Source organism: Bacillus sp. MUM 116, assembly GCF_001866655.1.
In the GTDB taxonomy this organism is placed as follows: Bacteria; Bacillota; Bacilli; order Bacillales; family Cytobacillaceae; genus Neobacillus.
On record NZ_MLYR01000018.1, the window covers coordinates 1 to 26,839 of the forward strand.

Genomic DNA, 26,839 nt, shown 5'->3' on the forward strand with positions numbered 1-26,839 from the left:
GCATCTTTTCGTAAGAACATTTGCGAAAATTGCCTAGAAACTTAGTAAATGATCCTTATTATGGTCTAAATCCAACAAAGTTTACGAAAAGAGCCTTAATAAAAAAAGGTAGAGGAGGAGATAAACTTTATTGAAAAGAAGATGGCTGATTTCGTTAAGTTGTATTGTTTTTCTTGTAGCTATAATACGCTAAATAGTTAGGCTTATTATAGAGGATGGCAGATCTAAAGTTATGGTTGTTATAAAAAATGAAGCTGATAGAGAGTATTGGAAAATATTTAAATCAGGAGCAGAAAAAGCATTTGATGATTTTAAGATAGATGGTAAAGTAGTTGCACCTGTTTCTAAATCTCAAATTACAGAGCAGGAGATTAAGCTATTGAAGGTGGTTTTGTGATTTAAAAATTTTTTGTCCGAATCCGTAAGAATTAGCAAACCTTTTTAATTTTAAAAGCTTCCAAAAGCTTTCTGAAGTTTGGACTAGCCTTTAGACAATAAGAAATAATCATCTATCCGACCTTGCCCCGATACACAAAAAGGGTAAGGTTGTTTAGTTTTCGCTTGAAGCTTTCATGGTAATAAAAGTAAATATTACAAGGGAAAATTTAATAGTTCAATGAAGATGAAAAAATAGAAATCAAATAATCTATAAGGTAAATAGATTATTTGATTTCTAAGATAGGCCGATTCAATATTTGCAATCACTATTTTGTCGATTGGTTATACAAAAGCTATTTAATTGCACCTTCATTTTATTGGGGGCAATCAAAAACAAAGTGACAGGCACCGTTTGTGGACATTTGACTGTTTTGTCCACGATAGATGGACAGTGTATTTTTAAAGGAGAAAATGGTAGAAACGCAAGAAGAATTTTCCCTTTATTAGACAAATTTTGCTATGTATTACCAATGTTCGTGCTGTTAATGTCAATCTTTATCGAGAAGTATTTGTTTCCAACAAGAATTAGTAGATTTAAAATTAAGAATGTTAGGATAAGAAAATTTAGGAGGTCTTTCTATTGAAAAAAAGAAAAAAAGGAGCGGCTCTTGTAGCCAGCAGTGTTTTAGCCATTTCTCTAGCATCTTTTAATCTTCACACATCTGCTGCAGTACAAAGTAAAAACTACCTCATTGCTTACAATCAATCACTACCTAAAGACTATCAAACTGCCATTAAAAATGCCGGTGGGGAGGTCTTAAACGCTATTCCGGAAATTGGTGGATTAGAAGTTCGTTCGTCTGATCCTAATTTTCTAAACAATTTAAAGCCTAATTCGGGTATAGCTGCTGCTAATGTGGAAATGTCTCATAAATTGGATGATGAGCAACCTGCGGGGGCGGATGGAAAGCCTGTTACACTTCATCCTGATGCTGATGGTACATATTGGAGCTCACAATGGGATATTCGTCATTTAACCAACGAAGGAAAATCGTTCAAAATTGAATCTGGTGGTACAGAAACAAATGGAAAGGTCACTCATAAAGCCATTGTCGGGGTAATTGACACAGGTATTGATGCCAACCACCCTGACTTAAAAGCAAACTATGTCGGTGGTCAAAGCTTTGTTCCTAAAGGTGGCTATCCAGGGAATGACTTGTCTGAAACAGGTAATCCTAACGATGTGCTTGACCGTGAAGGCCATGGTACTCACGTGGCTGGTTCTATTGCGGCCAATGGAAAGGTAAAGGGGGTCGGACCTGATTTAGGAATTCGGGCATACCGAATTTTTGACTCAAGCGGTAATGCTCCAACCGGACCAATAGTCGAAGCAATTGTTCAGGCAGCCAAAGATAAAGTGGACGTTATTAATATGTCAATTGGCGGATTTGATAATTTGAAATATTACTATGAGGGATCTCGTTATAGTGATATTGCCGATGTTTTACTTTGGAAACGGGCAGTTAAATATGCTGTAAATAATAATGTAACTGTTGTAGCTGCTGCTGGAAATGAATCACTGAATTATGCTGATAAAAAATCACTTACTGATTATATGAATGAAAACTATGGTAGTGCAAACTTAGTTTACAAAGGGGTATCGATTGAAACACCTGGAGGGGTTCCAGGAGTTATTACCGTATCTTCGTCCAATAAGTGGTCAACAGATCAATTAGCCTTCTATTCAAACTATGGAAATAGTTTCATTGATGTTGCTGCTCCTGGAGGTGACAACGGTCCATTATATGCTCAGACAGGTGATTTAAGTAAACGTGATTTTACGTATCGTGCGTTGTCTACATGGCCAACATATTTGGCCCCATATTTCACAACAATTGACCCTGAACATCCAGGTTACGCCTATTTGCATGGAACTTCCATGGCTTCTCCAAAAGTTGCCGGTATTGCAGGGGTTATTAAAGCATCACATCCAAACTATAATCCTGCTCAAGTTCAAGCTCTAATTGAAAAAACGGCAATAGATTTAGGGAAACCGGGACATGATCAATATTATGGGCAAGGTGAAGCGAACGCTTATAACGCCTTGACTGGTAAATAAATAAACTTAAGACTTACCTAAAATGCATGCTAAAAATATTTTGGGTAAGTCTTTTTTTATTGGTGGAAATAGTAGTATCTGGCACGATGCGAAATTTTCATATGATACTTTTTACGCATGTTTACAACTGCAAAGGCAAATAATGACTTCATGAGTACTACAGTTGTGAAGGATGAATGAATTGGAGCACTATGTGATTTTATCAATATTTCGTACACTTGTTTCCTATTTTATTTTAATGGTCGTCACCTACTGGCTGGGAAAACAGGTCAACGCCCATAAAAACTACTATAATTTCGCCTTATCGATTTCCATTGGTTCTTTTATTGCAAACATGGCTTTTGATATTGATCTTAAATTTTTTCCGATGCTTGCCTCTTTTCTGACACTGATGATTATTTATTTTGCCATGTCTTATATTTCAGCTAACAGCAGACTTTTTCGCAAATGGTTCTCCGGTCAGCCCACGGTTATTATTGAAAATGGCAAACTTTTAGATTCTAATATGAAGAAGGTAAAATACACGCTCGATCATTTGAATTTGCAATTAAGGGAGCAGGGAATCTTTGATATTGTTGAGGTGGAATATGCACTACTTGAGGTCAGTGGGAATTTATCTGTTTTAAAAAAAACACCTTATCAACTTGTTACCAAAAAAGATCTTAATCTTAATCAGCCTAATCAAAAAAATACTCTTCCAATAGAACTGATTATGGATGGAGAGGTCATCGAAAAAAACCTTAATGGACCTTATTCCAGACAATGGCTAGAACAAGAATTGAAAACCAGAAGATTAGAAATAAAAAACATTCATTATGCGGTCATTGGAACCAATGGTTCTTTTTTTATTGACCTTTATCAGGACCATTTGAAGTCACCGGTCGATAAGGAGTAGGGATTGTTTATCAGGAAGGTTTTTGTCTAAAAAACAGATCGAAACGCGGATAAAAGTCTTCAATTCGATGATAAAATGTAAGTTAGCATCAAAAAACGGGTGGAGACAGGCACCACCCGTTTTTTGTAGAATTTACTTTTTCAAGTCTTCAATCGAATTGATATCCATGTATTTTGGAACAACAAGGCCGAGTTTTGTACCTGCGAGGTTTTCACCCAAGTCTTCAAACTTCCCTTTATATTTTTTGTAGTAATCGGCATGAGTGGATGGGAGCCATGCTGCTACAGAGGCATCAAGGCTTCCGTCAGCAATGCCAGTCCACATTGGGCCTGCCTCTACCTGTCTTAATGTGACTTTGTAACCCATGTCAGACAAGACTGTACCAAGAACATTGGTGCTGGCAATTTCACTGTCCCATGCAACATAGCCGAGGGTAATTTTTTCGCCAGAGCCTTTCTTTACATCCTTCGTCCATTCTGCAACTTTATCCGCATTTTTCTTCACCCAAGTAGCGGCAGCATCTTCAGGTTTGTCGCCATTTTCAATGTTGCTCATCACTGCATTCATATCATTTGGAGTCCAGTGGAATTGATCAATAATCTTATAGGCTTCTGGCAGATCATCTTTTAGGCCGTTGCGTGCAATCGTATGAATCGTCTCATCTTTCCCAAAAGAACCCTTTGGATCATCCAAGTATTTCAAATCAAATTTGGCGAACATCCAATGCGGGGTCCAGCCGGTGACAATAATTGGTTCTTTTTTATCGTAGGCTTTTTTCAAAGCAGCTGTCATTGCGGCACTCGAGCCTTCAACAAGAGTCCAATCATCCAACCCGTAATCTTTAATGGCTTTAGCAGATGCCTTCATTAATCCGGCGCCAGGGTCAATCCCGATGATTTTATAATTCACGCTGTCTCCGACGGTTTTTCCCTTGCCATCCCCATTTGCTTTATCTGAACCACATGCGGCAAGTCCTACGGTCAATAGAGCTGCGAGTAACATCAATATCCACTTTTTCATTTAGGCAGTTCCCCTTTGTTTTTTATTTTTTCCTATATGTTGTGTAATCCGGTCAAGAATGATGGCAATCACAACAATCGAAAGACCGGCTTCGAACCCTTTCCCAATTTGAATCTGAGTCACTGCTCGGTAGACATCCGCACCGAGACCCGGAGCCCCGACCATGGAAGCAATGACGACCATGGAAAGCGCGAGCATTATACTTTGGTTAATTCCTGCCATGATGGTTGGCATTGCAAGAGGCAATTGCACTTTTAGCAATCGCTGTCTAGTTGTAGAACCAAAAGCCTCGGTCGCTTCGATAATATCAGCTGGAACCTGCTGGATACCGAGAATCGTTAAGCGGATGGTCGGCGGCATCGCAAAAATGACCGATGCAACAACCCCTGGGACGACACCGATATTAAAAAAGAAAATGGCTGGAATCAGATAGACAAAGGCAGGCATTGTTTGCATAAAGTCCAGAACCGGTGTCACAGTTTGTTTGACTGCCTGTTTTTGCGAAGCCCATATTCCAATCGGTATTCCTAATACAATCGAAATGATGACGGCTGTTAACACAAGAGCTAATGTTTCAAGCATTGGGTCCCAATAGCCGAGATTGGCGATTAAAAAGAGACCGACCAATGTAAAAAGCGCAATTCCCTTGTTGGCAATTTTCCAGGCAAGCAGTGTTAATAGAATCATAAATATATAGGAAGGGATATAGCCAAATCCTTTGACTAACCCATCGACAAAAGACTCGAGCACTCCAGTAATGCCGTCAAATGCCACAGCAAAGGCGGTTGTCAGCCAATTGACAAACGCATCTACCCAATCAGCAATTGGGAGTTTAGGAAACCATTTTTCCATGTACTATACACCTCTACTTTCTTGGTCGGATGCGACCTCGGATTTCGCGGTTTCGAATTGATTGATGGTTTCATTGTTTCCCGCGAGCGCAGCAATGACGGCTCCCCTGACAAGAATTCCGGTCAGTCGCTGTTTTTCATCGACAACTGCTACCGGAATGGAGGCAGTGGAGACTTTTTCGAATAAATCCGTTAACAAAGTATCCGGTGACACAGTTGCAACATCTGTTTGTAAAATTTCTTGGACTAACGCGCCGCGCTCAAGGGCATCTTTTGCTTCAGAGGCGGTAATCGCTCCGAGCAGGTTTTTCTTTTTATCCACGACATAAATACTCGAGATTCCTAGTTCTTTCATCATTTTTAGTGCAACCCTTGGACCTTTTTCAATCGAAACAGACTCGGCACGTTTCATCACGTGTCCGGCTGTTAATACCTTGGAAAGGTCAACATCCTCTACGAATCTCTCAACATAGTCGTTTGATGGATTGATAAGAATTTCCTCCGGTGTTCCAATTTGGACAATCGAACCATCCTTCATCAAGGCAATGCGGTCGCCAATTCTCAGTGCTTCATCCAAATCATGGGTGATAAAGACAATCGTCTTTTTCATGGTTGCTTGAAGTTCGAGTAGTTCATCCTGCATATCCTTGCGAATGAGGGGGTCGAGTGCACTGAAGGCTTCGTCCATAAGGAGGATATCAGCATCATTTGCGAGAGCCCGCGCTAATCCAACCCGTTGCTGCATGCCGCCGCTCAGCTGTTTCGGGTACTGGTTTTCATATCCCTCAAGCCCGACAAGCTTTAAAGCTTCAAGCGCTTTTTGTTTACGGGTTTCTTTTGCGACGCCTTGAACCTCCAGCCCGTATTCGGTATTTTCTAATACGGTTCGATGGGGGAGGAGAGCGAATTTCTGGAAGACCATGCTGATTTTTTTACGGCGCACGTTCCGAAGCTGCTCTTTGTTCATTTTTACAATATCTTGCCCGTCTATAAGGACTTCGCCGGATGTGGGCTCAATCAAACGGTTGATCATCCGCACCAATGTGGATTTGCCGCTACCGGACAGACCCATGATGACAAAAATTTCGCCGGCTTCGACTTCGAAATTGGCCTGGCTGACTCCAACGGTTGCGCCGGTTTTCTTTAAGATGCTCTGTTTGGTTTCCCCTTCTTTTAAAAGTTGAAGGGCTGTTTTTGATTTTCCAAAAACCTTTGTGACGTTACGAACTTGAATTTTATAGTTGTTACTCATGGATTCACCTCAATTTTTCCAACTGACTACTCTATTGTAGGTTATTTTGGATTTATTGGGCAATCTTGGTATTGCGCCAAATCTGTTCATAAAGTACGTACAGAAAAAACTTTATAAAGTGAATTCTAATTTTTCTTACAATTACTCCGGAATGCTCCCAAATCCTCCCTAACTGGCTCCTTTACTTTTCAATTTTTCATGATAATCTAATAAAGGACACGATTGTAAAGTGAGTGTGAAGAGGATCATGGATGGAGAACAAAAGCTTGAGCATGCCCGCGAGCGGGTGATTGAGGCGATTTCTCAAAATATGAATTTATATGGAGTTACGGAATCCGTTGGACGTTTATATGGGGCTTTATATTTTCAAGAGGGTCCTTTAACTTTAGATGAAATGAAGGAAGAGCTAGGGATGAGCAAGACGAGTATGAGCACATCCGTCCGAAGTCTTTTAGAGTTGAAAATGGTTGGAAAGGTTTGGCGGAAAGGAGTCAGGAAGGACCTCTATCAGGCCGAGCCAGACTGGTATCAAACCTTTATTGATTTTTTTACGATTAAGTGGAGAGCCGGCATCTCGATTAATGTCTCGGCGATGGAAAAATCACTCCGGGAATTACGGCAGCTTTTAGAGGATGATAGTGTCGAGGAGCTGACGAAAGAGAAGGTCCGGTTGGACATTGAAAAACTAACTGCTGCCCTTGAATACTATGATTGGGTGAACCGGTTAGTGGATAGTTTTGAGTCTGAGGAGATATTTGAGTTTATTCCGAAGAAGAGATAGCTTGTATGAAGGAAACCTTTAAAGTGGGTTTCCTTTTTTTCGGAAGATTGCTTTGATTGGGGACAAAATGAACGGCGATTTTGGGTAAAGTGTCTTCAATAAGCACGATAGGGGACAAAATCAGAAGTGAAACTGGTAAAGTGTATTCAATAAGCACGATAGGGGACAAAATCAGAAGTGAAACTGGTAAAAGTGTCTTCAATAAGCATGATAGGGGACAAAATCAGAAGTGAAACTGGTAAAGTGTATTCAATAAGCACGATAGGGGACAATATCAGAAGTGAAACTGGTAAAGTGTCTTCAATAAGCACGATAGGGGACAATATCAGAAGTGAAACTGGTAAAAGTGTCTTCAATAAGCATGATAGGGTACAAAATCAGAAGTGAAACTGGTAAAGTGTATTCAATAAGCACGATAGGGGACAAAATCAGAAGTGAAACTGGTAAAAGTGTCTTCAATAAGCACGTTAGGGGACAATATAAGAAGTGAAACTGGTAAAAGTGTCTTCAATAAGCTCGATAGGAGACAAAATCAGAGATGCAACTAAGAAAAATGTCTCCTATAACAACATTTCATATTGCAAAATAAAAGAATCACCCGCCATTGGCGGGTGACCCTCCTTTACTTCTTCTTTAAGCCTTTTAAAATTGTAACAGTTTTTCCTTTATTGGTTGTTTTCACGAGTCCGATGTTTTGGGCAAAATAGGAGGTATAGCCGGAATCCTCTTTGACGACAACACAATTTTTAAAGGTCCCGGCCGGGGTTTTGACGGTTTCCGTCATAGAAGAAATCCGTGCCTTGCCATCACCTTCATAGCCGATATCCCATGATTGTCCTACTTTTACCGGGTATTTAATCTCGATATAGTATTCGGATTCAATCCACCCAGTGTACAAACCTTTGCTGTCTTCGTGAACAATGAACAATTGTTTTCCATATGTTTTAGAGGATTGATACCATTGATCCCAGCTATGATCATATTTTTTTCCGGTGGAGATTAATTGATAGGTACCATCTTGACCTTGATAAGTGTATATTTTGGTTTTGTCGAGTAGGTAGCTAGGACGTTTTCCATCCGTGAATTTCAGATATATCGTGTACACATAGGCTTTTTTCGATTTGTAGCGAATTTCGGACCATTTTCCTTGCCCTGTTTTCGAATAAACGGTGATTAAGGAGCCTTTTTTTAAGGAGCCTATTTTTTTGGCATTAAGGCTCGGTTTTTCTCTTACATTTAATATACTTGCCGTTACGGTTGCGGTCGATTTTGAAACCGCCTCTGCAGGGATATTAAATGAAATAAAGATCCCAAATAGTAGAGTAAGTAGAATCGTTACTTTTAACAGAGATTTCAAAGCTACCCCTCCATTTCTTTTATTACTATAATTGTAACCAACTGGAAAATAGAGGGTAAACCAATATAATAACAAATATTCAGACAATCCACGACGACAAAGCATGGAAAATGTAGAAGATTGGAGAGTTTTGAAAAGGGACGTTAGGTTTCGACAAAATTCGGGTGGTGATAGGCGCCGCATGAGTTTTGTCGAATCAAATTACCATAATTCCTTTCGTAACAAAAAAATCCCAAATGTGCGATTTCTCGACACTTGGGATTTTTTAAATTACTATTTTAATATTTTCACTTTAACTGTTTTTCTGCCCCATTGAATGGCTTGTTTATGAGAAGGCATAAAGACATCGATTTTTTTTCCTCTAATGGCGCTGCCTTTGTCAGCCGCAATCGCATAGCCGTAACCTTCAACATAAACCTTCGAGCCTAGTGGAATCACTCTAGGGTCAACTGAGATTACTTTTTGATTTGGATTCTTCTTTAAGTTAAGGCCTGTATACGTTTTTCCTGAGCAGCCCGCGCAACTAACAGTATAAGCAGAAGCAGATACCGTAATAACCTTTACTACTTTTTGTGAGTTCTTTGCGGTTACTTGGTTGGAAGTCTTTTTAACCGTTTTGGCATTCGTTGCTTTACTAGTGGCCGGTTTGGTAATATTTAATTTCTGATTCGGACGAATGATATCAGATTTAAGGTTGTTCCACTTTTTCAGATTAGTAATAGAGACGTGGGTTGTTTTGGAAATCTTATAAAGGGAATCGCCTTTTTTAACAGTATATGTATTGGATGCTGCAGATGCGCCACTATTATGTGCTAGTAATAGAAATGCTGCAAGACTTAAAGTCGTGAGGAATTTTTTCATAATTCAAACTCCTTTTCTTTGATACTACAAAGATACCATAGTAGTGTTACAGTTATATTTCAATAGTTTACAAGTTTCATGACATTTTTCTTAAATAAACGGTTTTTTATGACGAAATAGTGAAATATTTACCTTAGTTTGGAATTAACCGGAGAATATTGGAGTATTTGCGGGGGATGTGAAAAAATCACATGGTGCCTTACACCTATGTGATTTTTTACATTTGGCTCTTTTCAAAAAGATTGTTGTTTTTGAAATAAGTTTTGAAAACGCAACCTGTTGATAAACAGGTTGAATTGGAACGGAAGGTGCGAGACTCCTGCGGGAGCAGCGGGACAGGTGAGACCCCGCAGGAGCTGTGCTCCGAGGATGCTCACCGCTCGCCCCGCGGAAAGCGAGCATCCCTACGTTCCAATCAACCACCTTATTCAAGAGCAACAAAGTTTACAAAAACAGCCTTACATTTTTATTTCACTTTTATTTTTGAGGTAGGATTATCGATCTGGGCGGATACGCCTGCTTCTAATTTTTTGGAACTGTACAAGTTTTGTAGGATGTTCCTTTTTCATTGTTATTTTTATTGAATAATCTTCTCCTTTAACTTTTCCCTTGCCCCGGCACGCCAGTTTTTCACGGCTGTCATGGAGACCTTTTCTCTTTCGGAAATCTCTTTTATCGACAGATCCTGTAGTGCAGTATACAGGACCCACTTCTTTTGGTTTGGCGTCATGGCAGTGCAATAGGATAAGATATTTTCTTCCTCTAAAGGATGATCGATGACGATGTCCTCGACGGAATTCCAGAATTCTTCTTTTGGACAGACGCAATTTTCTTCATACTTGTTTGCTTTTGTTAATTCTAATAGAAGGAACCCTCTAATATAGTTGTAGACATAGTTGGTGAAGTTTCCTTTTTCAGGGTCAAAGCGATTGCTTGCCTTCCAAAGGGCAATCAATCCTTGCTGGTAGAATTCATCCCAATTTTTATAGATATGCAGTGTGTTAATGATTTTATGGATCATCGGCTTATACTGGACAACCAACTCATCAAAGCTTTCCAAGGGGAAATCCTTTCAGAAAGCGCGCTTCACTTGATATTCCCGGGTACCTCTACCATAACGAGAAAAGCATTTTCTATCGAATCGTTCTTTTTCAAATTTGATGGAGAAAAACGATTAAAAACTCAAAATTCAGGTTGAAATTTGAATTTTGGTTGGAGAATGAATTATTTCATTCCATTTTCATATGATTTTTGGATAGAGATTTTTCGATAGGTGCTTGCAACACCTGAATTTTTTCGCAAATAAGGGATTGACCGAAAAATGGTCAATCCCTTATTTGTAAGCTCTCATTGAAAACTTTTCGAATGGTGAGAGCACTATATTAAATTAGTTTTACCCAACAATTCTCGTATTCTTATCAAACTCGTTATTTTTTCGCGAACGGAACCAGGAAACGATGATTGCGGCAATCAACGTAAAGCCAAGATAGCCCATGACCGGGTAAACGGTGCTAACTAATTTAATGAATCCGACAAAGCTGGCGGCAAAAGAGAGCACGCCGAAGCCAACGACCGCTGGTTTGAATTTATTGGAAGCGGGTTTTACCAAGCGAACGGAAAACGCATAAAGCATCCCAACCGCTGTATTGTAAATCATTCCAAGTAAGGCTATCGACATTAACGCACCAAGAACTGGATGCATGTGGTTGGCCAGCATCAGGGTAGGCATGTCCACGCCCTTCAACTGATCCATTTTGGCAAACATCCCAATGTTGATTAATAATATTAATAACCCTAGGCCAAGACCGCCGAGAGTCCCTCCATGTCCAGCCACCTTCGAATCCTTCTCAGTTCCTCCCATAACCGCAAGCATCGCTGCTCCGGCAGCAATATTATAGGAAACATAAAGAAGTCCGCCCATTAACCAATTCGATGCTGCCTGTGGTTGTGCTTTTGCAATCGCATCAAGATTTGTAAAGCTTTGGTCCATTGTAAATAGGGAATAACCCGTGATAATCAAGACAAGTATCATTAAAAACGGTGTAATCATACTAATGATGTTCAGCAATTTTTGTACATTCAAACAAACGGTTAAAATCGTTAGAGCGGCCATGACAATGTTTCCAACCATTGCCGGCAGGCCGAATTGCTGTTCAAAAATCGAGCCGCTTCCGGCCATCATTACGACCGCTACGCCGAACAGGAAGAACGTGATGATAAAATCGACCACAACCCCTAAATAGCGTCCGCAAATATGATAGATTACATCTTTATGTGAATCTGTTTCAAGGCGTGAGCCCAATTGTGTCAGCTGCATGCCCAAAAAGGCGAAGAAAAAGGTTGCGATGATTCCTCCGGCCAATCCCATCCAGCCAAAGCTCGTAAAAAATTGTAAAATTTCCTGCCCGGATGCAAACCCTGCGCCGACGATAATTCCGACATATGCCCCGGCGATTTGAAAACTTTTTTTCATTGTCAATTCCTCCTTTTAGTATTTTTTAAAGATTTTGAAAATTCATTCCGTAAAGAGAGGAGGCCTTCTCCTCTCCAAATTAATAGCTTTGCTTCTTCACCGTAAATGAATCGATTGTATCCAGGTTTGGTTCATAGCCAATTCCTGACTGGCTTGGTACGGTAATCAGTCCATTATGAACCGTAACCTCGGGATCAATAATATCCCGTTCCCAATAGCGTGAAGATGCTGCTGTATCCCCGGGCATCGTGAAGTTCGAGAGCGTTGTCAAGGCGATATTATGTGCCCTGCCGACGCCGGCTTCGAGCATTCCGCCACACCAGACTGGCAACCCATGCTCCATGCAAAGGTCGTGAATCCGTTTTGACTCTGTCAAACCGCCTACTCTGCCAATTTTAATATTAATAATTTTACAGCTTCCTAGACTGATGGCTTTGCGGGCATCCTCATAGGAATGAATACTTTCATCCAAACAAATCGGCGTAACCATTTGTTTTTGCACAAGTGCATGGTCGACAATGTCGTCAGAAGCGAGCGGCTGTTCAATCATGGTCAAGCCGAACTCGTCCAGTTGTTTTAACAACTCCAAATCTTGCAGGCGATAAGCCGAATTCGCATCGGCCATTAGGTGGGTGGTTGGAAAATGGCGGCGGATTTCACGTATGACATCGACATCCCAGCCTGGCTTTATTTTTACTTTAATGCGGCGATAGCCTTCCGTAACGGAGCTGTCAACAATTCCTAACAAATCATCGACTGATTTTTGAATGCCGATACTGATGCCAACTTCAATTTCCTTTTTCTTTCCACCGAGTGCAGTTGCGAGTGGCAGATTTTCCTTTTTCGCATATAGGTCCCAAATTGCACCCTCAATGGCTGACTTCGCCATATTATTTTTTCGAATCGGTTCGAGTAGGGTGGTGACCTCATCAGGGTGGGAGATTTCCTTATCCTTAATCATCGGAATCAAGAAATCCTCGAGCATATGCCAGTTTGTTTTTAATGTTTCTTCATTATAGAGCGGGGAGGTGAAAGCAACGGATTCACCCCAGCCTGATGCACCATTTTCATCCTGCACTTCAACTAAAATAAATTCTTTATCTGTAAAGGTTCCAAAGCTTGTTGTGAAAGGAAAGTTCATTTTCATTTTTAAGTGACGGAGAATAACCTGCTTAATGATCATTTAAAAGGCCTTCTTTCTACCGGAAGTAAATCCCGTTTTTTTAGTAGGTAATAGACGACAGGCTCGTCACCTGTTTTCACAATTCTTACGGCGGCAAACCCATTTTCGAATAGGGCTTCAAACAATTCCCTTGTCTTTAGGCGCCAATCAAGAGCAAGCTCCGGGGCATCCTTTTTCACTTGCTGGAACTGCTTTGGTACGGGAACAAGCAATGCCAAGCGGCTGAAAAAGCTGCTTGGGTCCACTTCGGCAAGCTGGGGAAGACCATTTGTGGTTTGCAAATACGGTACCCGATCAATCGCTGATAGCTCATCCTGATGTGCTTCTTCAATATAGGGGTTGCTAATCCACCACTCCACTTGAAACCGATCTGATGGCAAGCCCTGATTGAGGCCGTCTTTCATGTCACCATAGCAATTTTTTACATAAGTACTGCAAATTGCTTTCAGTTTTGTCAAATTTAAAAAGGCATTCACGCTTTCGAGTGGGTCATACGTCCAAGTCAGTAAATCATACCCTTTCTCAATCGCTGCATTCTTCTGCGCCTTTTTTAAAAATTCACCTATGCCTTGCCCGCGAAAGTTTTCTTCAATACCGAGCATATGGGAGCATAGGTAGGGCTTGCCGTTTATGAAACCCGGGAAACCGTAACTAAAACCTACCAATTGATTTTGGTGGTAGGCTCCAACAACAATCCCGCCGTTTTTGACAGCAGTCAAGGTTTGGTGGATTGGAATTGCTTGATCTTTCCAGACGGATTTTTCCATTTGTTGGACTTGTTCGAGTTCTTCAATGGTCGTAAGCTGTTTAACTTCAACAGTGCTGTTCATATTGCTGTGGAGCCTCCTTTTCCAAATGTTCAAAGGTATTTATGATTGTTTTCGCTAAAATTTCAATGCCTGAGAATATCGCTTCATGATTAAAAGTCATTTTTGGGTGATGCAGACCCGGGTAGAGGTCACATCCGAGACCAAGCATGGTTGCTTTTATTTGAGGTCGTTTGACTGTGTAAAAGTGGAAATCTTCACCACCGCTTGAAGGATAGGGGGCTGTGGCATTTCCGAGCGTATCGATGATTACTTTTTCCATCAGCTGCTGAGCTAGGGGATCAACTTTTGCTGCTGCGACACTGGCTTTGGTTTCTAGCGGAATTTCCACGTCGTATAGGCTTGCAATTGCTTGGCTGATTTTTTTTACTTTAGTTGTCAATGACTCCATAACCTCATTTGTTTGCGCTCTCAGGTCCAGATGGAAGCTCGCGTGTCCCGGGATGAGATTACTGCTTTCTCCGCCTGCATGGAATTTGGTCATCTTTACGGAAGAAGGGACCATAGGGTCAACGTGAATTTTCGCAATTTCGTTGATTAGGGACGCCCCGATTTCGATTGCGTTTTTACCTAGATGCGGTCTGGCCCCATGTGCGTCCTCGCCAATTATTTCACCGGCGATAAATTTTGCTGCTCCGTGAAAAATGGCAGGTGTTGCGGTGCCATCCGGGATTTCCTGGATGGGGCGAAGGTGGACGCCATATAAAAAGTCAAGGTCATCGACAAGCCCTTTTTCCACCATTTTCAGGGCTCCGCTACCTTTTTCTTCTGCGGGTTGGAATAGGACCTTGAGTTTTCCACTAGGTTGATAGTTTAATTTTTTGAGAAGTAACAGGACCCCGATAATCATGGTCATATGGGCATCGTGGCCGCAGGAATGATTGGCTTGAAATATGCCGTCGACTTCCTGCCAAAGAGCATCGATATCGGTCCGAAGTCCGACCTTATGCGGCCCATCGCCAATTTCTACTACGAGACCTGTGCAATCGTCAAATGTTTGCGGCCTAAAACCGTGTTGCTGTAAAAGATTTTTTATGTAGGCAGTAGTCTCTACCTCTTCCCAACTTGCCTCAGGATGCTCGTGCAAATGATCAAAAATTTCAAGTAACAGTGGCCGTAACTCCTCAAGCTCAGCTCTCATACAAACCGCCTCCTAATATTCAGTGACTATATTCGGTGACAGGCACCGTTCGTGGACTTTTTGGTCATTTTGTCCATATGAGGTGGACAATTAATGTTTTTAGTCGCAAAATAGATGGTCGACATTAAGTGTTTCGTATTGTTGTTTTCGTTTTTCGAATTGTTCTTTATTCTGTATCGATACATTTGCTACTAAGGCATTTAATAATGAAAAGAGTGATGGCATGGCATCGAGTGTTGATTTTTCCGGTTGTGATATTGCTAAAATCACATCCGCATGCCGGGAAATCGGAGCGACCGATGAATCGGTGATTCCAATTACGGTTGCTCCTCGCATTTTTGCCAGTTCGGCCATTTTAACCGTTTCTTTTAAATAACGATGGAAGGAGATGGCTAAAAACACAGTTTGTTCATTCATCCGGTCCAAGGTTAATAAAAGATCATCGGTATCTGGTTTATATAAGAAAACATTTTCCCGCATTACTCCCATTGTGAACGATAGCCAGTGGGCCGCGGCGTAGGAAGAGCGCAAACCGGTAATAAAAATCTGCTTGGCTTGAATCAGCCGATTAACGGCTTCTTGAAAATCACCTTCATCCAATTGCTCAGCAGTCCGCCGAATATTAATGCAATCTTGTTCCATTACATTTGAAAAGAAGTGGGGCTCACTAACCAATTCAAGCTTATTGGAATAGTATTGGTCTAAACTACTTTGCGGTAAAAGCAGGCTTTCTCTGATGGTTTTCTGCAGGTCGGAAAACCCATTAAATTGTAAAGAATAGCAAAACCGAATGACAGTTGTTTCACTAACTCCAACAGCCTTTCCAATTTCCCCGGCCGACTTTATCGCAAATTGCTGTGGCTGGTCCAGCAAGTATTTAGCAATTTTTTGCTGGCTTTTGGAAAGGGTTGAGAACTGACCTTTGAGACTTTCTAGAAATAATATAAAAATCACCCTTTCATACATGGTGAAGTATAAGGTTCAAAAAAGATAACTATGAAGTGCAAACTTCATTTTAATGTAATAAAAAATAACATAATTCAGAAAATTTAGCAACCCATAAAGTGACAACTCATAAAGTGACAGGCACCGTCCGTGGACATTTGGTTTGTTTTGTACGTGTGGGGTGGATTTATTACTGAGGAGCATAAAATGAAGGGTAAAATGTGGAGGAGTGTGTGAATTTTACTATAACCCATAGCTTCGTGCATGTTATGAATCTTCAATGTCTTTGTCCGAGCCTCGATCCCCATCTGAATAGTGTCCTTCAGAAGAGTATTCTCTTTCGTATGAAATGCCATTATCTTTATAATCACTACTTTTCGCACCTTGTTTTCCAGCACCACTGCTTGGAAAAAATAAAAAGGCAACAATGATCGCTACAATTCCAAGAAACTTCTGTCCGGTTACAATAAGATATATGCCATCCAAGAAAAAAAGGCCGCTAATCACTTTTAACAGAACCCTTAAAGTTTTCAGAGCCATTCCCCCTAAAAAGCTAAATATCACGTATATAAAAGAATATTATCGATATTGAATTTTAATACATTTCCTTTGTGTTACAAAATTAAAAGCAAAAAGAGAGCCGAGGCCCTCTTTTAATCTGTAATAAACTTATATCGTAAAATAGCCGCCAATCCGGCCCCATGCTTAAATTCCCCAAGTTTGATCAAGCTCTTCAATTCTTCCATGTTAATTTTATGTAACTCAATTTGTTCACTGTTTTCAAGGTTCTGTTCGGTAGCAGTTAGGCCAGCAGCGGCAAATAGGAATATTTCTTCACTGGTTGAGCCAGGAGAAGGATAAAAGCTCCCTAAATCAAGCCAATGTTCGGCTGAATATCCTGTTTCTTCCTCTAACTCCCTTTTAGCGGTTTCGATAGGCGGGAGGTCAGCTTCGTCAATCATTCCTGCAGGAAGTTCCCATTCCCAGCTCTTTATAGCATGGCGATATTGCTTTAAACATATTACTTTATTATCTTCTGTAATCGGCAGAACACAAACCCCTTTTGCAAAGTCTAAATAGGAAAAGGTTTTTTCCTCTTCATTTGGCAGGGTGACCTCATCGATGATGACTCCAAAACGGTCTATCTTTTTCTTGTTTGAATTGTTTATCTTCCAAACCATTACATACACCTCATTCAAATTTTCGTGGGAGAGCCCCAGTGATACATTCATTTTATCTCAAAATTCGGTGACAGGCACCGTTCGTGGACATTTTGCTTTTTTGTCCATGTAGGGTGGGCAACGCAGGGGCGCATAAATCCCCGTTTTCTCGACAATTTTTTAAAGGTTCGGCAGGGTTTTAACAGAAAAGGTCGAATAGTTTAGAATATAGGGCAGGAGTTTATCCTCTAGATATAACCTCAGGAATTTCAGCTCCTCAATCCCTCTAATACCTCAGCATGGATTGAAGATTGAAAGTCCTGTCATCACTTCCAATACCAATCCACTAATTAAGGAGTGACCACAATGGCTCGTAAGCCCCGTGTCTGGCTGCCAGGCTTTAAGTACCATATTTACAGCCGCGGAATTCGAAAACTACCACTATTTCTAGATGACGGCGACCGTAATAAATATCTAAATCTAATAAAAGAAATTAAGGAAGCATACCCCTTTATTATTCACACCTACTGCCTGATGACGAATCACACCCATCTCCAACTTGAAACCATCGACACATCTCCGAGCATCATCATGAGCCAGCTCAACACCAAATACGCCCGATACTTCAACAAAAAATACCACTACAGCGGCCATCTTTTTGAGCGACGCTTTAATGCCGAGTGGATTGACTCTGCTGCCTATGAGCTTGACCTCAGCAAATATATTCACCTTTATCCGGTAAAAGCCGGAATTGTTGAACGCCCCGAGGATTACCCATGGAGCAGCAGCCGCGCCTATCTTCTTGGCGAGCCTAATTCGCTCATCGGTACGCATCAGATTTTTTCCTACTTCCCAAACCCATCATCCCAGCATTATCGTGAATTTCTCGAAAAACCATTTATTGATGAAGCCGCAAAACAATTTACCGTAGAATTTTCTTGAAAGGAAGATTAATAAAATGTGTGCAAAAGTAACAAGCATCGGTTTGAAAGGACTCGAAGGGTATCGTGTACATGTAGAAGTCGGGGCATTTGTCGGCAATGATTCAATCAAAATCGTCGGCTTGCCCGATGCGGCCGTGAAGGAATCCAAGCTCCGCATTCTAGCCGCCCTTCGCTCCCTCGGGTACACCTTATCAGGCCAGAACATCATCATCAATCTATCCCCGGCCGAGCAGAAAAAAAGCGGTCCGACATTTGATTTTCCGATGGCGGTCAGTGTGCTTATAAGTTTAAATGAACTGACCATGTCAATCCCAGAAAGCACCGGCTTCATCGGCGCGCTCTCCTTAGATGGCCAAATCCAGCCTTTCGAAGGGATGCTGGCAGCCGTACTAGCCGCCAAAAAGCTTGGCCTGCGGAAGCTTTACCTTCCCTTTGACGCCAAACTGCCCTTCTTGAAATTTCCTGAAATGGAACTCATCTATGTTTCCTCATTAAAAGAAGCCATTGCCCATCTTGAAGGATGCTGGCAGCCACCCGCCCATCATCAGCCAGAACAACCTGAAACCGCGAAAAACTGTCTCGATTTAGCACAAATCATCGGCCAGCGCTATGCAAAAAATGCCCTGGAAACAGCGGCTGCCGGTGAACATCACGTGTTGATTACCGGGCCTCCAGGCTGTGGGAAAAGCTTGCTAGCGGAGTGTTTTTCGACGATTTTACCGCCTTTGACGAGGGATGCCCAACTCGAAATGATTAGCCTTTACCAGCTGAGAGGGTATAGCATTGACGCTCCGAAAATGCCTCCATTTCGAAACCCGCATCATTCTGCTTCTGCTGTTTCAATTATTGGCGGCGGAACCTTCCCAAAGCCGGGCGAAATATCGCTAGCCCATCGAGGAGTCTTATTTTTAGATGAAATTGCCGAGTTTTCAAAAATAACATTGGAGATGCTCCGGCAGCCCTTGGAAAGTGGGAGTGTGTCCATTAGTCGCACCAACGCTACTATAACCTATCCCGCTTCCTTTATTTTGTTGGCAGCAATGAATCCATGCCCTTGCGGGTATGCCGGGTCGAACAGTCATTATTGCATCTGCACTGCAAAGCAAATCCGTGCTTATCAAAATAAGCTTTCCGGCCCCCTGAGGGATCGATTCGATCTTCAGCTTTTTATGAAACCTGAGGATTTTCGTTCCGTAAAGGGGGAAACGGAGGAGTCTTCAGAAACTGTACGAAAGAGGGTGGAGATGGCAAGAGAGAAGCAATACGATCGGTATGGGGAAGAAATTTGTAATAGCAGGGTGCCTTATGAGGTTTTAGTAAAATTGAGCCCGTTAACCAGTGAGCAGCAGCGTACACTTCAACAGATTTCCATCAAGAAAAACTGGAGCAATCGCACTTTTATTAAAATCATCCGCCTTGCCAGAACTATTGCCGATTTACAGGGAATCAGAGAAATTAAGGATCAAAATATTTGGGAAGCCATTAAATTGAACACAGGTGTGAGCGGGAGACGGAAAAGCAGTATTATTTTATAAATGGAAAGGGGATGTAGAGGCGTTATTCTACATCCCTTTTTCCGGTTTATTCATATCCTCTTTTTTCTGATTATTTTTCTGTTCCTTTAGGATTTGGAAGTTCCTGGACATCAATATCTATTACTGCTCCTGTTTCAGGTCCAGCGTAAATTTGGACTTTTCCAAGTTGTTTTGTTTGAATGATATCTATCAACTACATGCGGGCCGGCTCAAACCCAGGTAACGATTACTGGGAATTCTTTTGTGGCGTTCCCCCGGTTTCGGTGACCATTAAATAACTAATGACAATATATTGATGACAGGCAATGCCCGTGGACAGCTCACTGGATTTGTCCGTGTGGAGTGAACAGAGGGCTTTAAAAAGCTCTCTGTTATTTCTAGAAAAATAGTTATTTCGCTAGAATTGAAGAGTAAGTGTAAGTGTTTCTTTGATATGATAAAAATTTACGTTAATAAGAATGTTTAAGGGATGGAGGGATGATATGTATAACAGATCTTCAACCCTTAATCAAACAGTCACTAGATAACTTAAATAGTAATATCGAAGCACAAACTATCTTACATTAAGATACCTCCGTGCCATCAGAAGATATTATAGCTAAACACTACGAAGAATATATCCCAAATCCAACTAATATCCATTTAAGCCTAAAAGATTACCAAATCGTACCAACAGGATCTGAAAAAAAGATCGTTAAGAGCAAAAATTAACCAAAAATAAAAGAGTGGCCGACAATGGGCCCACTCTTAAACATTAATCTACCGTCCGCCTACAATGGACAAATGTGTCAATTTGTCCACAGATTATTCCAGCAGGATTCATATTTTTATAGCTGTTCATTTTGAATCCCTTACCAAACATACGGTAACCGATATTACCCGCAGCTAGTTGGAATACAATCATTGAGGTACCTCCCAATCTATGTGTTGATGGATGAAACAGCGATTTCGTTCCGTTCTAGTGTTTCTTTAATATATTTTGCAAAAGCAAGTGCATGTTCACCATCACCGTGGATGCAAACCGTATCTGCTTTTAATAAAACCTCAGTGTTTTGCTGTGACGTTACTTTGCCTTCGGTCACCATTTTGATTACCTGTGCGACCGATTGTTCTTGATCTGTGATTAAGGCATCCGGCTGTGATCTGGAGGTTAATGTGCCATCCGCCTGATAGGTTCGGTCGGCAAACACTTCATGTGCAGTAGTAAGACCAACTTTCTCCCCAGCCTTTACCAATTTACTGCCGGCAAGTCCAAATAAAACTAATTTAGGGGAAACATCATAGACTGCTTGAGCAATAGCTTCAGAAAGCAACGCATTCTTTGCGGCCATATTGTACAAGGCACCGTGCGGTTTTACATGTTGCATATCCTCGTTAAACACGGATAAAAATCCTTGGAGTGCGCCAATTTGATAGACCACCATATCATACGCTTCCTGCGGGGTAATCTTCATTTCACGGCGGCCAAAGCCATTTAAATCGGGAAGACCGGGATGAGCGCCGATTTTTACTTGATTTTCAATCGCCAGCTTGACCGTTTCTCTCATGATGCTTGGATCCCCGGCATGAAAACCGCAGGCAATATTTGCAGATGTCACATACTTTAAAACTTCTTTCTGTTCGGCCAAGCGATATCTGCCAAAACTTTCACCGATATCACAATTTAAATCAACCTTAAACACATTTTATCCTCCTTCTATTCTTGATGTTTCTCCAAAACTTCAATTTTGAAATAGCGTTTTCATAGGAAAGTTATTCTATCATAAAATAAAAAATCTGAGTAGACTGAATCAGGAATTTTCGAAAAATATAAACAGGTTAATTTTTATAAAATAAACAACTTGTTTTTTATACACTGAATATTAAAATTGTTTTTATATCTATTATTTTTAAAAAGTTCCGAATATAGAAGCTAATCGGAGGTTTTTACATGTTTTCTCATATAAATAAAGACGTTATCAAGCCTTTGGGTGATTCGGCTCTGATTGTACAGTTTGGCGACGAAATCAACCCGGCCATTCATCAAAAAGTCCAAGCGTTTTCAGCCTTGTTAAACCATATCCCATTTGAGGGCTTTGTGGAGTCGGTACCCGCTTTTACGAATTTAACCATTTATTACAATCCAGTAATTGTGAATCGTTCAAGTTTGAGTCCTCAACCAATGACACCGTTTCAAAAAGTGAGTGCGAAACTTAATGAATTGCTGAAGCAATTGAATGAACAGCAGGTTTTTGAGGGAAGATTGGTAGAAATTCCTGTTCTTTATGGAGGAGAATACGGTCCGGATTTAGGTTATGTCGCCTCTTTTCATAAAATAACTTCCGAAGAAGTCATCCAAATCCACACCGGAAGTGAATGTTTAGTGTACATGATCGGGTTTGCTCCAGGGTTTCCCTTTATGGGGGGAATGGATGAGCGAATCGCCACGCCAAGAAGAGAGAATCCAAGGAACACGATTGTACCTGGATCAGTCGGAATTGCCGGAAAGCAGACGGGCATTTATCCGCTCGAAACACCTGGCGGCTGGCAAATTATTGGCCGCACCCCGCTTGAGTTATTCCGGCCGGATTTGAATCCTCCTACCTTACTAAGAGCTGGTGATAAAATTAAATTTTTCCCTATTACGCTCGAGGAATTTAACGAATATAAGGGGGTGATTAGATGACGATAAAAGTTCTTCACCCGGGTCTTCTAACGACCATTCAAGACTTGGGTAGATATGGTTCGCAAAAATTTGGAGTGATTGTCAGCGGAGCGATGGATTCTTATTCACTCCGGGCTGCCAATCTGCTCGTCGGAAATAAAGAAAATGAAGGGGCACTGGAAATCACTTTATTCGGCACTTCACTTTTATTTGAAGAGGATAGGGTCATCGCGATCACCGGCGGAGATTTACAAGCTGTGATAGACGGTAAAAAAGCAGCAACATGGCGGCCGATTTTGGTTAGAAAAGGATCTGTTTTACAATTCAAATCGGCCATCCATGGGTGCCGCGCTTATGTTGCCTTCGCTGGCGGCATTGCTGTTCCCGAGGTAATGGGCAGCAAAAGTACCTATCTCCGCGCCGGAATTGGCGGATTTAAAGGCAGGGCATTAAAAAAAGAGGATATCATCGAGTTCGGTGAAATGAGCAAACTCAGTCAATCGATATTTACAATGTGGGAAAACTTGAAAAGCAACCCAACCTGGTCCGTCAATTACACAAAACTGGTTAACCTACAGCAATCTCAAACGATTCATGTCATCAGGGGCTCCGAGTTTGACTGTTTTGATGAAAAAAGTAAAAGACGACTGTTTCAGGAACCGTTTAAGCTCACGACCCAAGCGGATCGGATGGGCTATCGCATCGAAGGGCCCCAGCTTTCTTTGGAAAAGAAATTTGAATTATTGTCGGAAGGTGTTACATTTGGAACGATTCAAGTACCGCCAAGTGGAAACCCGATTGTCTTAATGGCCGACCGGCAGACAACTGGAGGCTATCCAAAAATCGGGCAGATTATGACCGCTGATTTATCAAGTATGGCTCAACTGCAGCCGAACGCGGTGATTCATTTTAAAGAAATTTCCCATGAGGATGCGGAAAAAGAACTACTAGCGAAGGAAAAAATCTTGGACGAGATAAAAGCAGGGATTCGCTTTAAAATATTGTGATGAGAGGAAAACAATGAATGAAATATTAAACTAAAACAAGTGGAAACAACGATTCCATAAAGCATTGCAAAAAAATGAGGTTTTAAATAGTGGCGAATTTAATACAAATTTCCTTGAAAATTCCATTATAGATAACTGGGCAAAATCTTCTAAAAAACATCCCCTATAATCCTGAGAGCTAGATAGTAGAGGATGATTTTTTAGATGAAATGATTAACATTCGACTTTAAGAATTGTCCAGCTTAAAAATAAAGTTGCTGCTTTTCCTATTATAATATCAAATTCTGGGCAGGGATTGTAGGTATTCATTTCGCTGACACATAAGCTAAAATATACGTCTCAAGTCTTAGTCTTTTTTACATTTCCAGGTCAATGGAAAGCAGGATATTTTTCGTGTATTGTGGAATTATGGAAGAGCAGTATGTGATTCCGCACAAATTTTCTATTTACATGAAACATTCTTTTCCTATTGCTCGTATGAATATAGAGGACGAATAAAGTCAGGAGTCGATTTATCATGAACCCGATTATTTCTTTGATTATCCGATCGTTTGTGGCAGTACCGGTCACGGCCATCGTTTGGCTGCTCAGCTTTTTTCCATTCGGCCAAACCTTTTTGTTTTCGAGTACAATCGCAATTGCTGCCGGGGTGATCACGCATTTGTTCCTCGGCTTATATATGCAAACTCGTTTTTTGAAAAAACATCGTCTTACCAGAAAAGAATATCTTTACTTAATGAAAAATTTATCGGAGGCGAAGCGAAAAATCCGCCGCTTGAATAAGGCCCTGTTTGGAATCCGCGATATTGCTTCTGTAAAGCAAAGGATTGAAATTTTCCGGATTTCAAAAAAAATCTATAAAATCACGATGAAGGAACCGAAACGATTTTACAAAGCCGAGCCATTTTATTTTTCCCATCTGGACTCTGTGGTAGAGCTCTCTGAAACCTATGGGTTCCTCTCCACACAGCCCAAAAAGAATGCGGAACTCGAACTATCGTTAATCGAGACGAGAAAAACCTTAAATGAATTGAACAAAACACTGGAAGAGGATTTGTATAAAGTGATTTCCGATGATATCGATCATTTGAATTTTGAAATCGATGTAGCAAAACACACCCTTAAGAAGGAAAAGGATGCAAAATTCCATGAAGAAAACAGGTGGCTGAAATGAACGAACACAATGTAAATAAACAAGGAAATTTATTTGATGATAAACTGGCCGATCCATTTGGGGATTTGGAGGCAGTCCAAACTCCAAAAACTTCCCTTCAGAAAGCCCAGTCAGAAGAAAGGCCGGTAAAACTCATCGATGTCATCCCGGAAGAAAACCGGGCCAGGGCCTATCAAATCGCCGAGCAAATTGACCCGACCAATCACCAGGCCATGATTTTATATGGAACGCAGGCACAAGGAAAGTTATTATCTTTCTCTCATGCAATGCTAGAGCATGTCCAGAAAAAGGATGTCGGGGAAATTGGCGAGATTATCAATGATTTGATGAAGCAGCTAAACCAGGTAAATCCGGATGAACTAAAGGAGGGCAAGCCGTCCTTTTTTGCCCGTATGTTTGGGAAAATTTCAAGCTCGATGCAAGAGGTTCTTTCAAAATACCAGAAAACAGGGGCGCAGATTGATAGGATTACGGTAAAACTGGAGCGCAGCAAAAATGTGCTGATGTCCGATGTTAAATTGCTCGAGCAGCTTTACGAAACGAATAAAGAATACTTTCATGCTTTAAATGTGTACATTGCCGCAGGAGAAATCAAGCTTGAAGAAATGCATGAAAAAATCATCCCGCAGCTTAGGAAAGCTGCGGAGGCAACCAATGACCAAATGAAGTTTCAAGAGGTTAACGATATGCTGCAATTTGCCGACCGCTTGGATAAGCGCCTGCACGATCTGAAGCTCAGCCGGGAAATCACGATTCAGAGTGCACCGCAAATTCGCTTGATTCAAAATACCAACCAGGCGCTCGTGGAAAAAATTCAATCGTCCATCGTGACCGCGATTCCACTATGGAAAAACCAAGTGGCGATTGCCTTGACGCTAATCAGACAGCGCCATGCGGTTGAAGCACAAAAGCAGGTTTCCAAGACGACCAACGAGCTGTTATTAAAAAATGCAGAAATGCTGAAAACCAATACAATCGAAACCGCAAAAGAAAACGAACGCGGCCTCGTCGATATCGAAACCTTAAAGAAAACTCAGGAAAGCCTTATCACAACACTGGAAGAAACAATGCGCATCCAAGAAGAAGGCCGAAACAAACGGCGTATCGCTGAACAAGAACTCGTTGCCATGGAAAACGACCTAAGACAAAAACTCCTTGAAATTAAAGGGAAATAACACAGTAGATAAAAATCGGGTGGTGCTAGGCACCACCCGATTTTTTACGGCTAATTGTTCACTGGTGTTGCATTATCGTATTCTTCCAAGGTAATTCCCTTGCTCATTATTTCGGTGGCAATTTTTTTCCCAACATAACGGATATGCCAAGGTTCATATTGGTAGCCGGTAATGGCTTCTTTTCCTTTAGGGTACCGGATAATAAAGCCGTATTCAGCCACATGTTTCTCAAGCCAAATGGCTTCATTCGTTCCGCCAAAGCAATCAGATGCGGCACATCTTCCATTCCCCCCAGTCACATCAATCGCAAGTCCGGTTTCATGCTCACTTGTACCCGGAAGCGCACTGTAAGTCCGCGCCTTTTCGTAGCCATCCCGTTTCGCATAGGAGTTAAACAGAGCGACCTGCGTGGCGTGAGAGCGGTAGGCTGAGACACCTATAAGCGTCACTCCATCTTTCTTTGCCCCGGCGAACAGTTTTTGCAGTGCAACTGCCGCTTCCTTGCGCATTTTCCGCTTATCTGCATTTGCCGGCGCCCCGATAAAGTCAACTTTTGTAAGCACTAAATCCTTTGGATTATAGCTATCCGGAAGCTTATTTTGTTTGTTTACTAGCACCGGGATGCTTTCCGGAGTTGACACCGTCAGGATGCTGCCACCACTTGTTTTTTTTACCTCTGTTTTTTTCGAGCCTTTTATTTTCGTTTGTTGCTCTTGGTTTGCCCCGGTGTTCGAATCTGACTTTGGAGAAGATACTTGCTCCGTTTTGGAATTTTGATCTACATTTTGTCCTGAAAAACTACAGCCTGCCAAAGAAACGGCTAGGACTGAACTACATACTCCTGTTAATAATGATTTAAACATCTCAAAACTTCCTTTTATAAAAAATATTAACAAGGGAGCTTGTCCGAAAAATGCTCCTATGCTATTTTGACACGATTTAAAAATACAAAGTTACAACATGCGTAAAGAATCATTGTAACCGTGACACCATTCTCTAGAATAACAAAAATATCAGCCAGTTTAAATAGAAAAAAAGTAAGGAAATAGACTCAAAAATAGAGTGAAACCCTACACAAAAGACACACCCCGAACCTAGTTTCCTTTGTGCTTTTTAT

At 41.2% G+C, this 26,839-nt stretch carries 26 protein-coding genes; 10 read left to right on the top strand and 16 right to left on the bottom strand.

Features of this window, described 5'->3' with window-relative positions; genetic code table 11:
- The first annotated feature begins 232 nt into the window (after nucleotides 1–232).
- The 3 genes from BIV60_RS29460 to BIV60_RS04560 all read left to right on the top strand — a co-directional run bounded on the left by BIV60_RS29460 (nucleotide 233) and on the right by BIV60_RS04560 (nucleotide 3,392).
- Entirely contained in the window at nucleotides 233–397 is a 165-nt protein-coding gene (locus BIV60_RS29460; protein ID WP_177177213.1) for a hypothetical protein, read from the top strand.
- 621 nt (nucleotides 398–1,018) lie between these two features.
- Nucleotides 1,019–2,497: a S8 family serine peptidase gene (locus BIV60_RS04555; RefSeq protein WP_071354540.1), complete on the top strand. Its 1,479-nt coding sequence runs from the start codon at nucleotides 1,019–1,021 to the stop codon at nucleotides 2,495–2,497.
- Between the two features lie 172 nt (nucleotides 2,498–2,669).
- Nucleotides 2,670–3,392, top strand: coding sequence for a DUF421 domain-containing protein (locus BIV60_RS04560; RefSeq protein WP_071354541.1), 723 nt, complete (start codon nucleotides 2,670–2,672; stop codon nucleotides 3,390–3,392).
- A gap of 132 nt (nucleotides 3,393–3,524) precedes the next feature.
- Here the strand turns inward: BIV60_RS04560 and BIV60_RS04565 are convergent, their stop codons facing one another.
- From BIV60_RS04565 to BIV60_RS04575, 3 genes are read right to left on the bottom strand one after another with little or no spacing between them, the layout of a single operon-like run.
- Nucleotides 3,525–4,412: a glycine betaine ABC transporter substrate-binding protein gene (locus tag BIV60_RS04565; protein ID WP_071354542.1), complete on the bottom strand. Its 888-nt coding sequence runs from the start codon at nucleotides 4,410–4,412 to the stop codon at nucleotides 3,525–3,527.
- Nucleotides 4,413–5,264: an ABC transporter permease gene (locus BIV60_RS04570; protein ID WP_071354543.1), complete on the bottom strand. Its 852-nt coding sequence runs from the start codon at nucleotides 5,262–5,264 to the stop codon at nucleotides 4,413–4,415.
- Nucleotides 5,265–5,267: 3 nt separating this feature from the next.
- The gene (locus BIV60_RS04575; protein WP_071354544.1) at nucleotides 5,268–6,515 is read right to left on the bottom strand and encodes a quaternary amine ABC transporter ATP-binding protein; all 1,248 of its coding nucleotides are present in this window, start codon (nucleotides 6,513–6,515) and stop codon (nucleotides 5,268–5,270) included.
- 247 nt (nucleotides 6,516–6,762) lie between these two features.
- Between BIV60_RS04575 and BIV60_RS04580 the strand changes: the two genes are divergently transcribed.
- Complete coding sequence (locus tag BIV60_RS04580; protein ID WP_071354545.1) at nucleotides 6,763–7,296, top strand: GbsR/MarR family transcriptional regulator; 534 nt, start codon at nucleotides 6,763–6,765, stop codon at nucleotides 7,294–7,296.
- Nucleotides 7,297–7,918: 622 nt separating this feature from the next.
- Here the strand turns inward: BIV60_RS04580 and BIV60_RS04590 are convergent.
- The 10 genes from BIV60_RS04590 to BIV60_RS04635 form a co-directional block, all read right to left on the bottom strand.
- The gene (locus BIV60_RS04590) at nucleotides 7,919–8,653 is read right to left on the bottom strand and encodes an SH3 domain-containing protein (RefSeq protein WP_071354547.1); all 735 of its coding nucleotides are present in this window, start codon (nucleotides 8,651–8,653) and stop codon (nucleotides 7,919–7,921) included.
- Between the two features lie 273 nt (nucleotides 8,654–8,926).
- Nucleotides 8,927–9,514 carry a 3D domain-containing protein gene (locus tag BIV60_RS04595; RefSeq protein ID WP_071354548.1) on the bottom strand — a complete coding sequence of 196 codons (588 nt, stop codon included), beginning with the start codon at nucleotides 9,512–9,514 and terminating at the stop codon, nucleotides 8,927–8,929.
- A gap of 577 nt (nucleotides 9,515–10,091) precedes the next feature.
- Nucleotides 10,092–10,574: a sigma-70 family RNA polymerase sigma factor gene (locus BIV60_RS04600; RefSeq protein ID WP_071354549.1), complete on the bottom strand. Its 483-nt coding sequence runs from the start codon at nucleotides 10,572–10,574 to the stop codon at nucleotides 10,092–10,094.
- A 333-nt stretch (nucleotides 10,575–10,907) separates the two neighbouring features.
- Entirely contained in the window at nucleotides 10,908–11,987 is a 1,080-nt protein-coding gene (locus tag BIV60_RS04605) for a YkvI family membrane protein (RefSeq protein ID WP_071354550.1), read from the bottom strand.
- 79 nt (nucleotides 11,988–12,066) lie between these two features.
- Nucleotides 12,067–13,170 carry an o-succinylbenzoate synthase gene (gene menC, locus BIV60_RS04610; RefSeq protein ID WP_071354551.1) on the bottom strand — a complete coding sequence of 368 codons (1,104 nt, stop codon included), beginning with the start codon at nucleotides 13,168–13,170 and terminating at the stop codon, nucleotides 12,067–12,069.
- A complete protein-coding gene (locus tag BIV60_RS04615) occupies nucleotides 13,167–14,000 on the bottom strand; it encodes a GNAT family N-acetyltransferase (protein ID WP_071354552.1) in 834 nt (277 codons plus the stop codon). The genes menC and BIV60_RS04615 overlap by 4 nt, the downstream gene beginning before the upstream one ends.
- A complete protein-coding gene (locus tag BIV60_RS04620; protein ID WP_071354553.1) occupies nucleotides 13,984–15,138 on the bottom strand; it encodes a M20 peptidase aminoacylase family protein in 1,155 nt (384 codons plus the stop codon). The genes BIV60_RS04615 and BIV60_RS04620 overlap by 17 nt, the downstream gene beginning before the upstream one ends.
- 99 nt (nucleotides 15,139–15,237) lie before the next feature.
- Entirely contained in the window at nucleotides 15,238–16,092 is an 855-nt protein-coding gene (locus BIV60_RS04625; RefSeq protein ID WP_371261504.1) for a MurR/RpiR family transcriptional regulator, read from the bottom strand.
- Between the two features lie 258 nt (nucleotides 16,093–16,350).
- Nucleotides 16,351–16,623, bottom strand: a complete 273-nt coding sequence (locus BIV60_RS04630; protein ID WP_071354555.1) for a hypothetical protein — start codon at nucleotides 16,621–16,623, stop codon at nucleotides 16,351–16,353.
- Between the two features lie 113 nt (nucleotides 16,624–16,736).
- A complete protein-coding gene (locus tag BIV60_RS04635; protein WP_071354556.1) occupies nucleotides 16,737–17,264 on the bottom strand; it encodes an NUDIX hydrolase in 528 nt (175 codons plus the stop codon).
- Nucleotides 17,265–17,609: 345 nt separating this feature from the next.
- Between BIV60_RS04635 and BIV60_RS04640 the strand changes: the two genes are divergently transcribed.
- Entirely contained in the window at nucleotides 17,610–18,185 is a 576-nt protein-coding gene (locus BIV60_RS04640) for a transposase (RefSeq protein WP_071354557.1), read from the top strand.
- A gap of 16 nt (nucleotides 18,186–18,201) precedes the next feature.
- Nucleotides 18,202–19,722: a YifB family Mg chelatase-like AAA ATPase gene (locus tag BIV60_RS04645; RefSeq protein ID WP_071354558.1), complete on the top strand. Its 1,521-nt coding sequence runs from the start codon at nucleotides 18,202–18,204 to the stop codon at nucleotides 19,720–19,722.
- A 754-nt stretch (nucleotides 19,723–20,476) separates the two neighbouring features.
- On the opposite strand, the gene BIV60_RS29465 is transcribed toward BIV60_RS04645, so the two are convergent.
- Together BIV60_RS29465 and BIV60_RS04650 are read right to left on the bottom strand one after the other, a co-directional pair.
- Nucleotides 20,477–20,626: a hypothetical protein gene (locus BIV60_RS29465; protein ID WP_177177214.1), complete on the bottom strand. Its 150-nt coding sequence runs from the start codon at nucleotides 20,624–20,626 to the stop codon at nucleotides 20,477–20,479.
- Nucleotides 20,627–20,642: 16 nt separating this feature from the next.
- On the bottom strand, nucleotides 20,643–21,404 hold the full coding sequence (locus BIV60_RS04650; RefSeq protein ID WP_071354559.1) for a LamB/YcsF family protein: 762 nt from the start codon (nucleotides 21,402–21,404) through the stop codon (nucleotides 20,643–20,645).
- 248 nt (nucleotides 21,405–21,652) lie between these two features.
- Here BIV60_RS04650 and pxpB point away from each other — a divergent pair, with 248 nt between their 5' ends.
- From pxpB to BIV60_RS04670, 4 genes are all read left to right on the top strand, one after another.
- Entirely contained in the window at nucleotides 21,653–22,387 is a 735-nt protein-coding gene (gene pxpB / locus BIV60_RS04655) for a 5-oxoprolinase subunit PxpB (RefSeq protein WP_071354560.1), read from the top strand.
- Complete coding sequence (locus tag BIV60_RS04660) at nucleotides 22,384–23,373, top strand: 5-oxoprolinase subunit C family protein (protein ID WP_071354561.1); 990 nt, start codon at nucleotides 22,384–22,386, stop codon at nucleotides 23,371–23,373. Before pxpB ends, BIV60_RS04660 begins: the two co-directional genes overlap by 4 nt.
- 517 nt (nucleotides 23,374–23,890) lie before the next feature.
- Complete coding sequence (locus BIV60_RS04665) at nucleotides 23,891–24,547, top strand: 5-bromo-4-chloroindolyl phosphate hydrolysis family protein (protein WP_071354562.1); 657 nt, start codon at nucleotides 23,891–23,893, stop codon at nucleotides 24,545–24,547.
- Complete coding sequence (locus BIV60_RS04670) at nucleotides 24,544–25,722, top strand: toxic anion resistance protein (RefSeq protein WP_071354563.1); 1,179 nt, start codon at nucleotides 24,544–24,546, stop codon at nucleotides 25,720–25,722. The genes BIV60_RS04665 and BIV60_RS04670 overlap by 4 nt, the downstream gene beginning before the upstream one ends.
- 50 nt (nucleotides 25,723–25,772) lie before the next feature.
- Here BIV60_RS04670 and BIV60_RS04675 read toward each other — a convergent pair whose 3' ends face one another.
- The gene (locus BIV60_RS04675) at nucleotides 25,773–26,585 is read right to left on the bottom strand and encodes a M15 family metallopeptidase (RefSeq protein ID WP_083402097.1); all 813 of its coding nucleotides are present in this window, start codon (nucleotides 26,583–26,585) and stop codon (nucleotides 25,773–25,775) included.
- Between the last annotated feature and the right edge of the window lie 254 nt (nucleotides 26,586–26,839).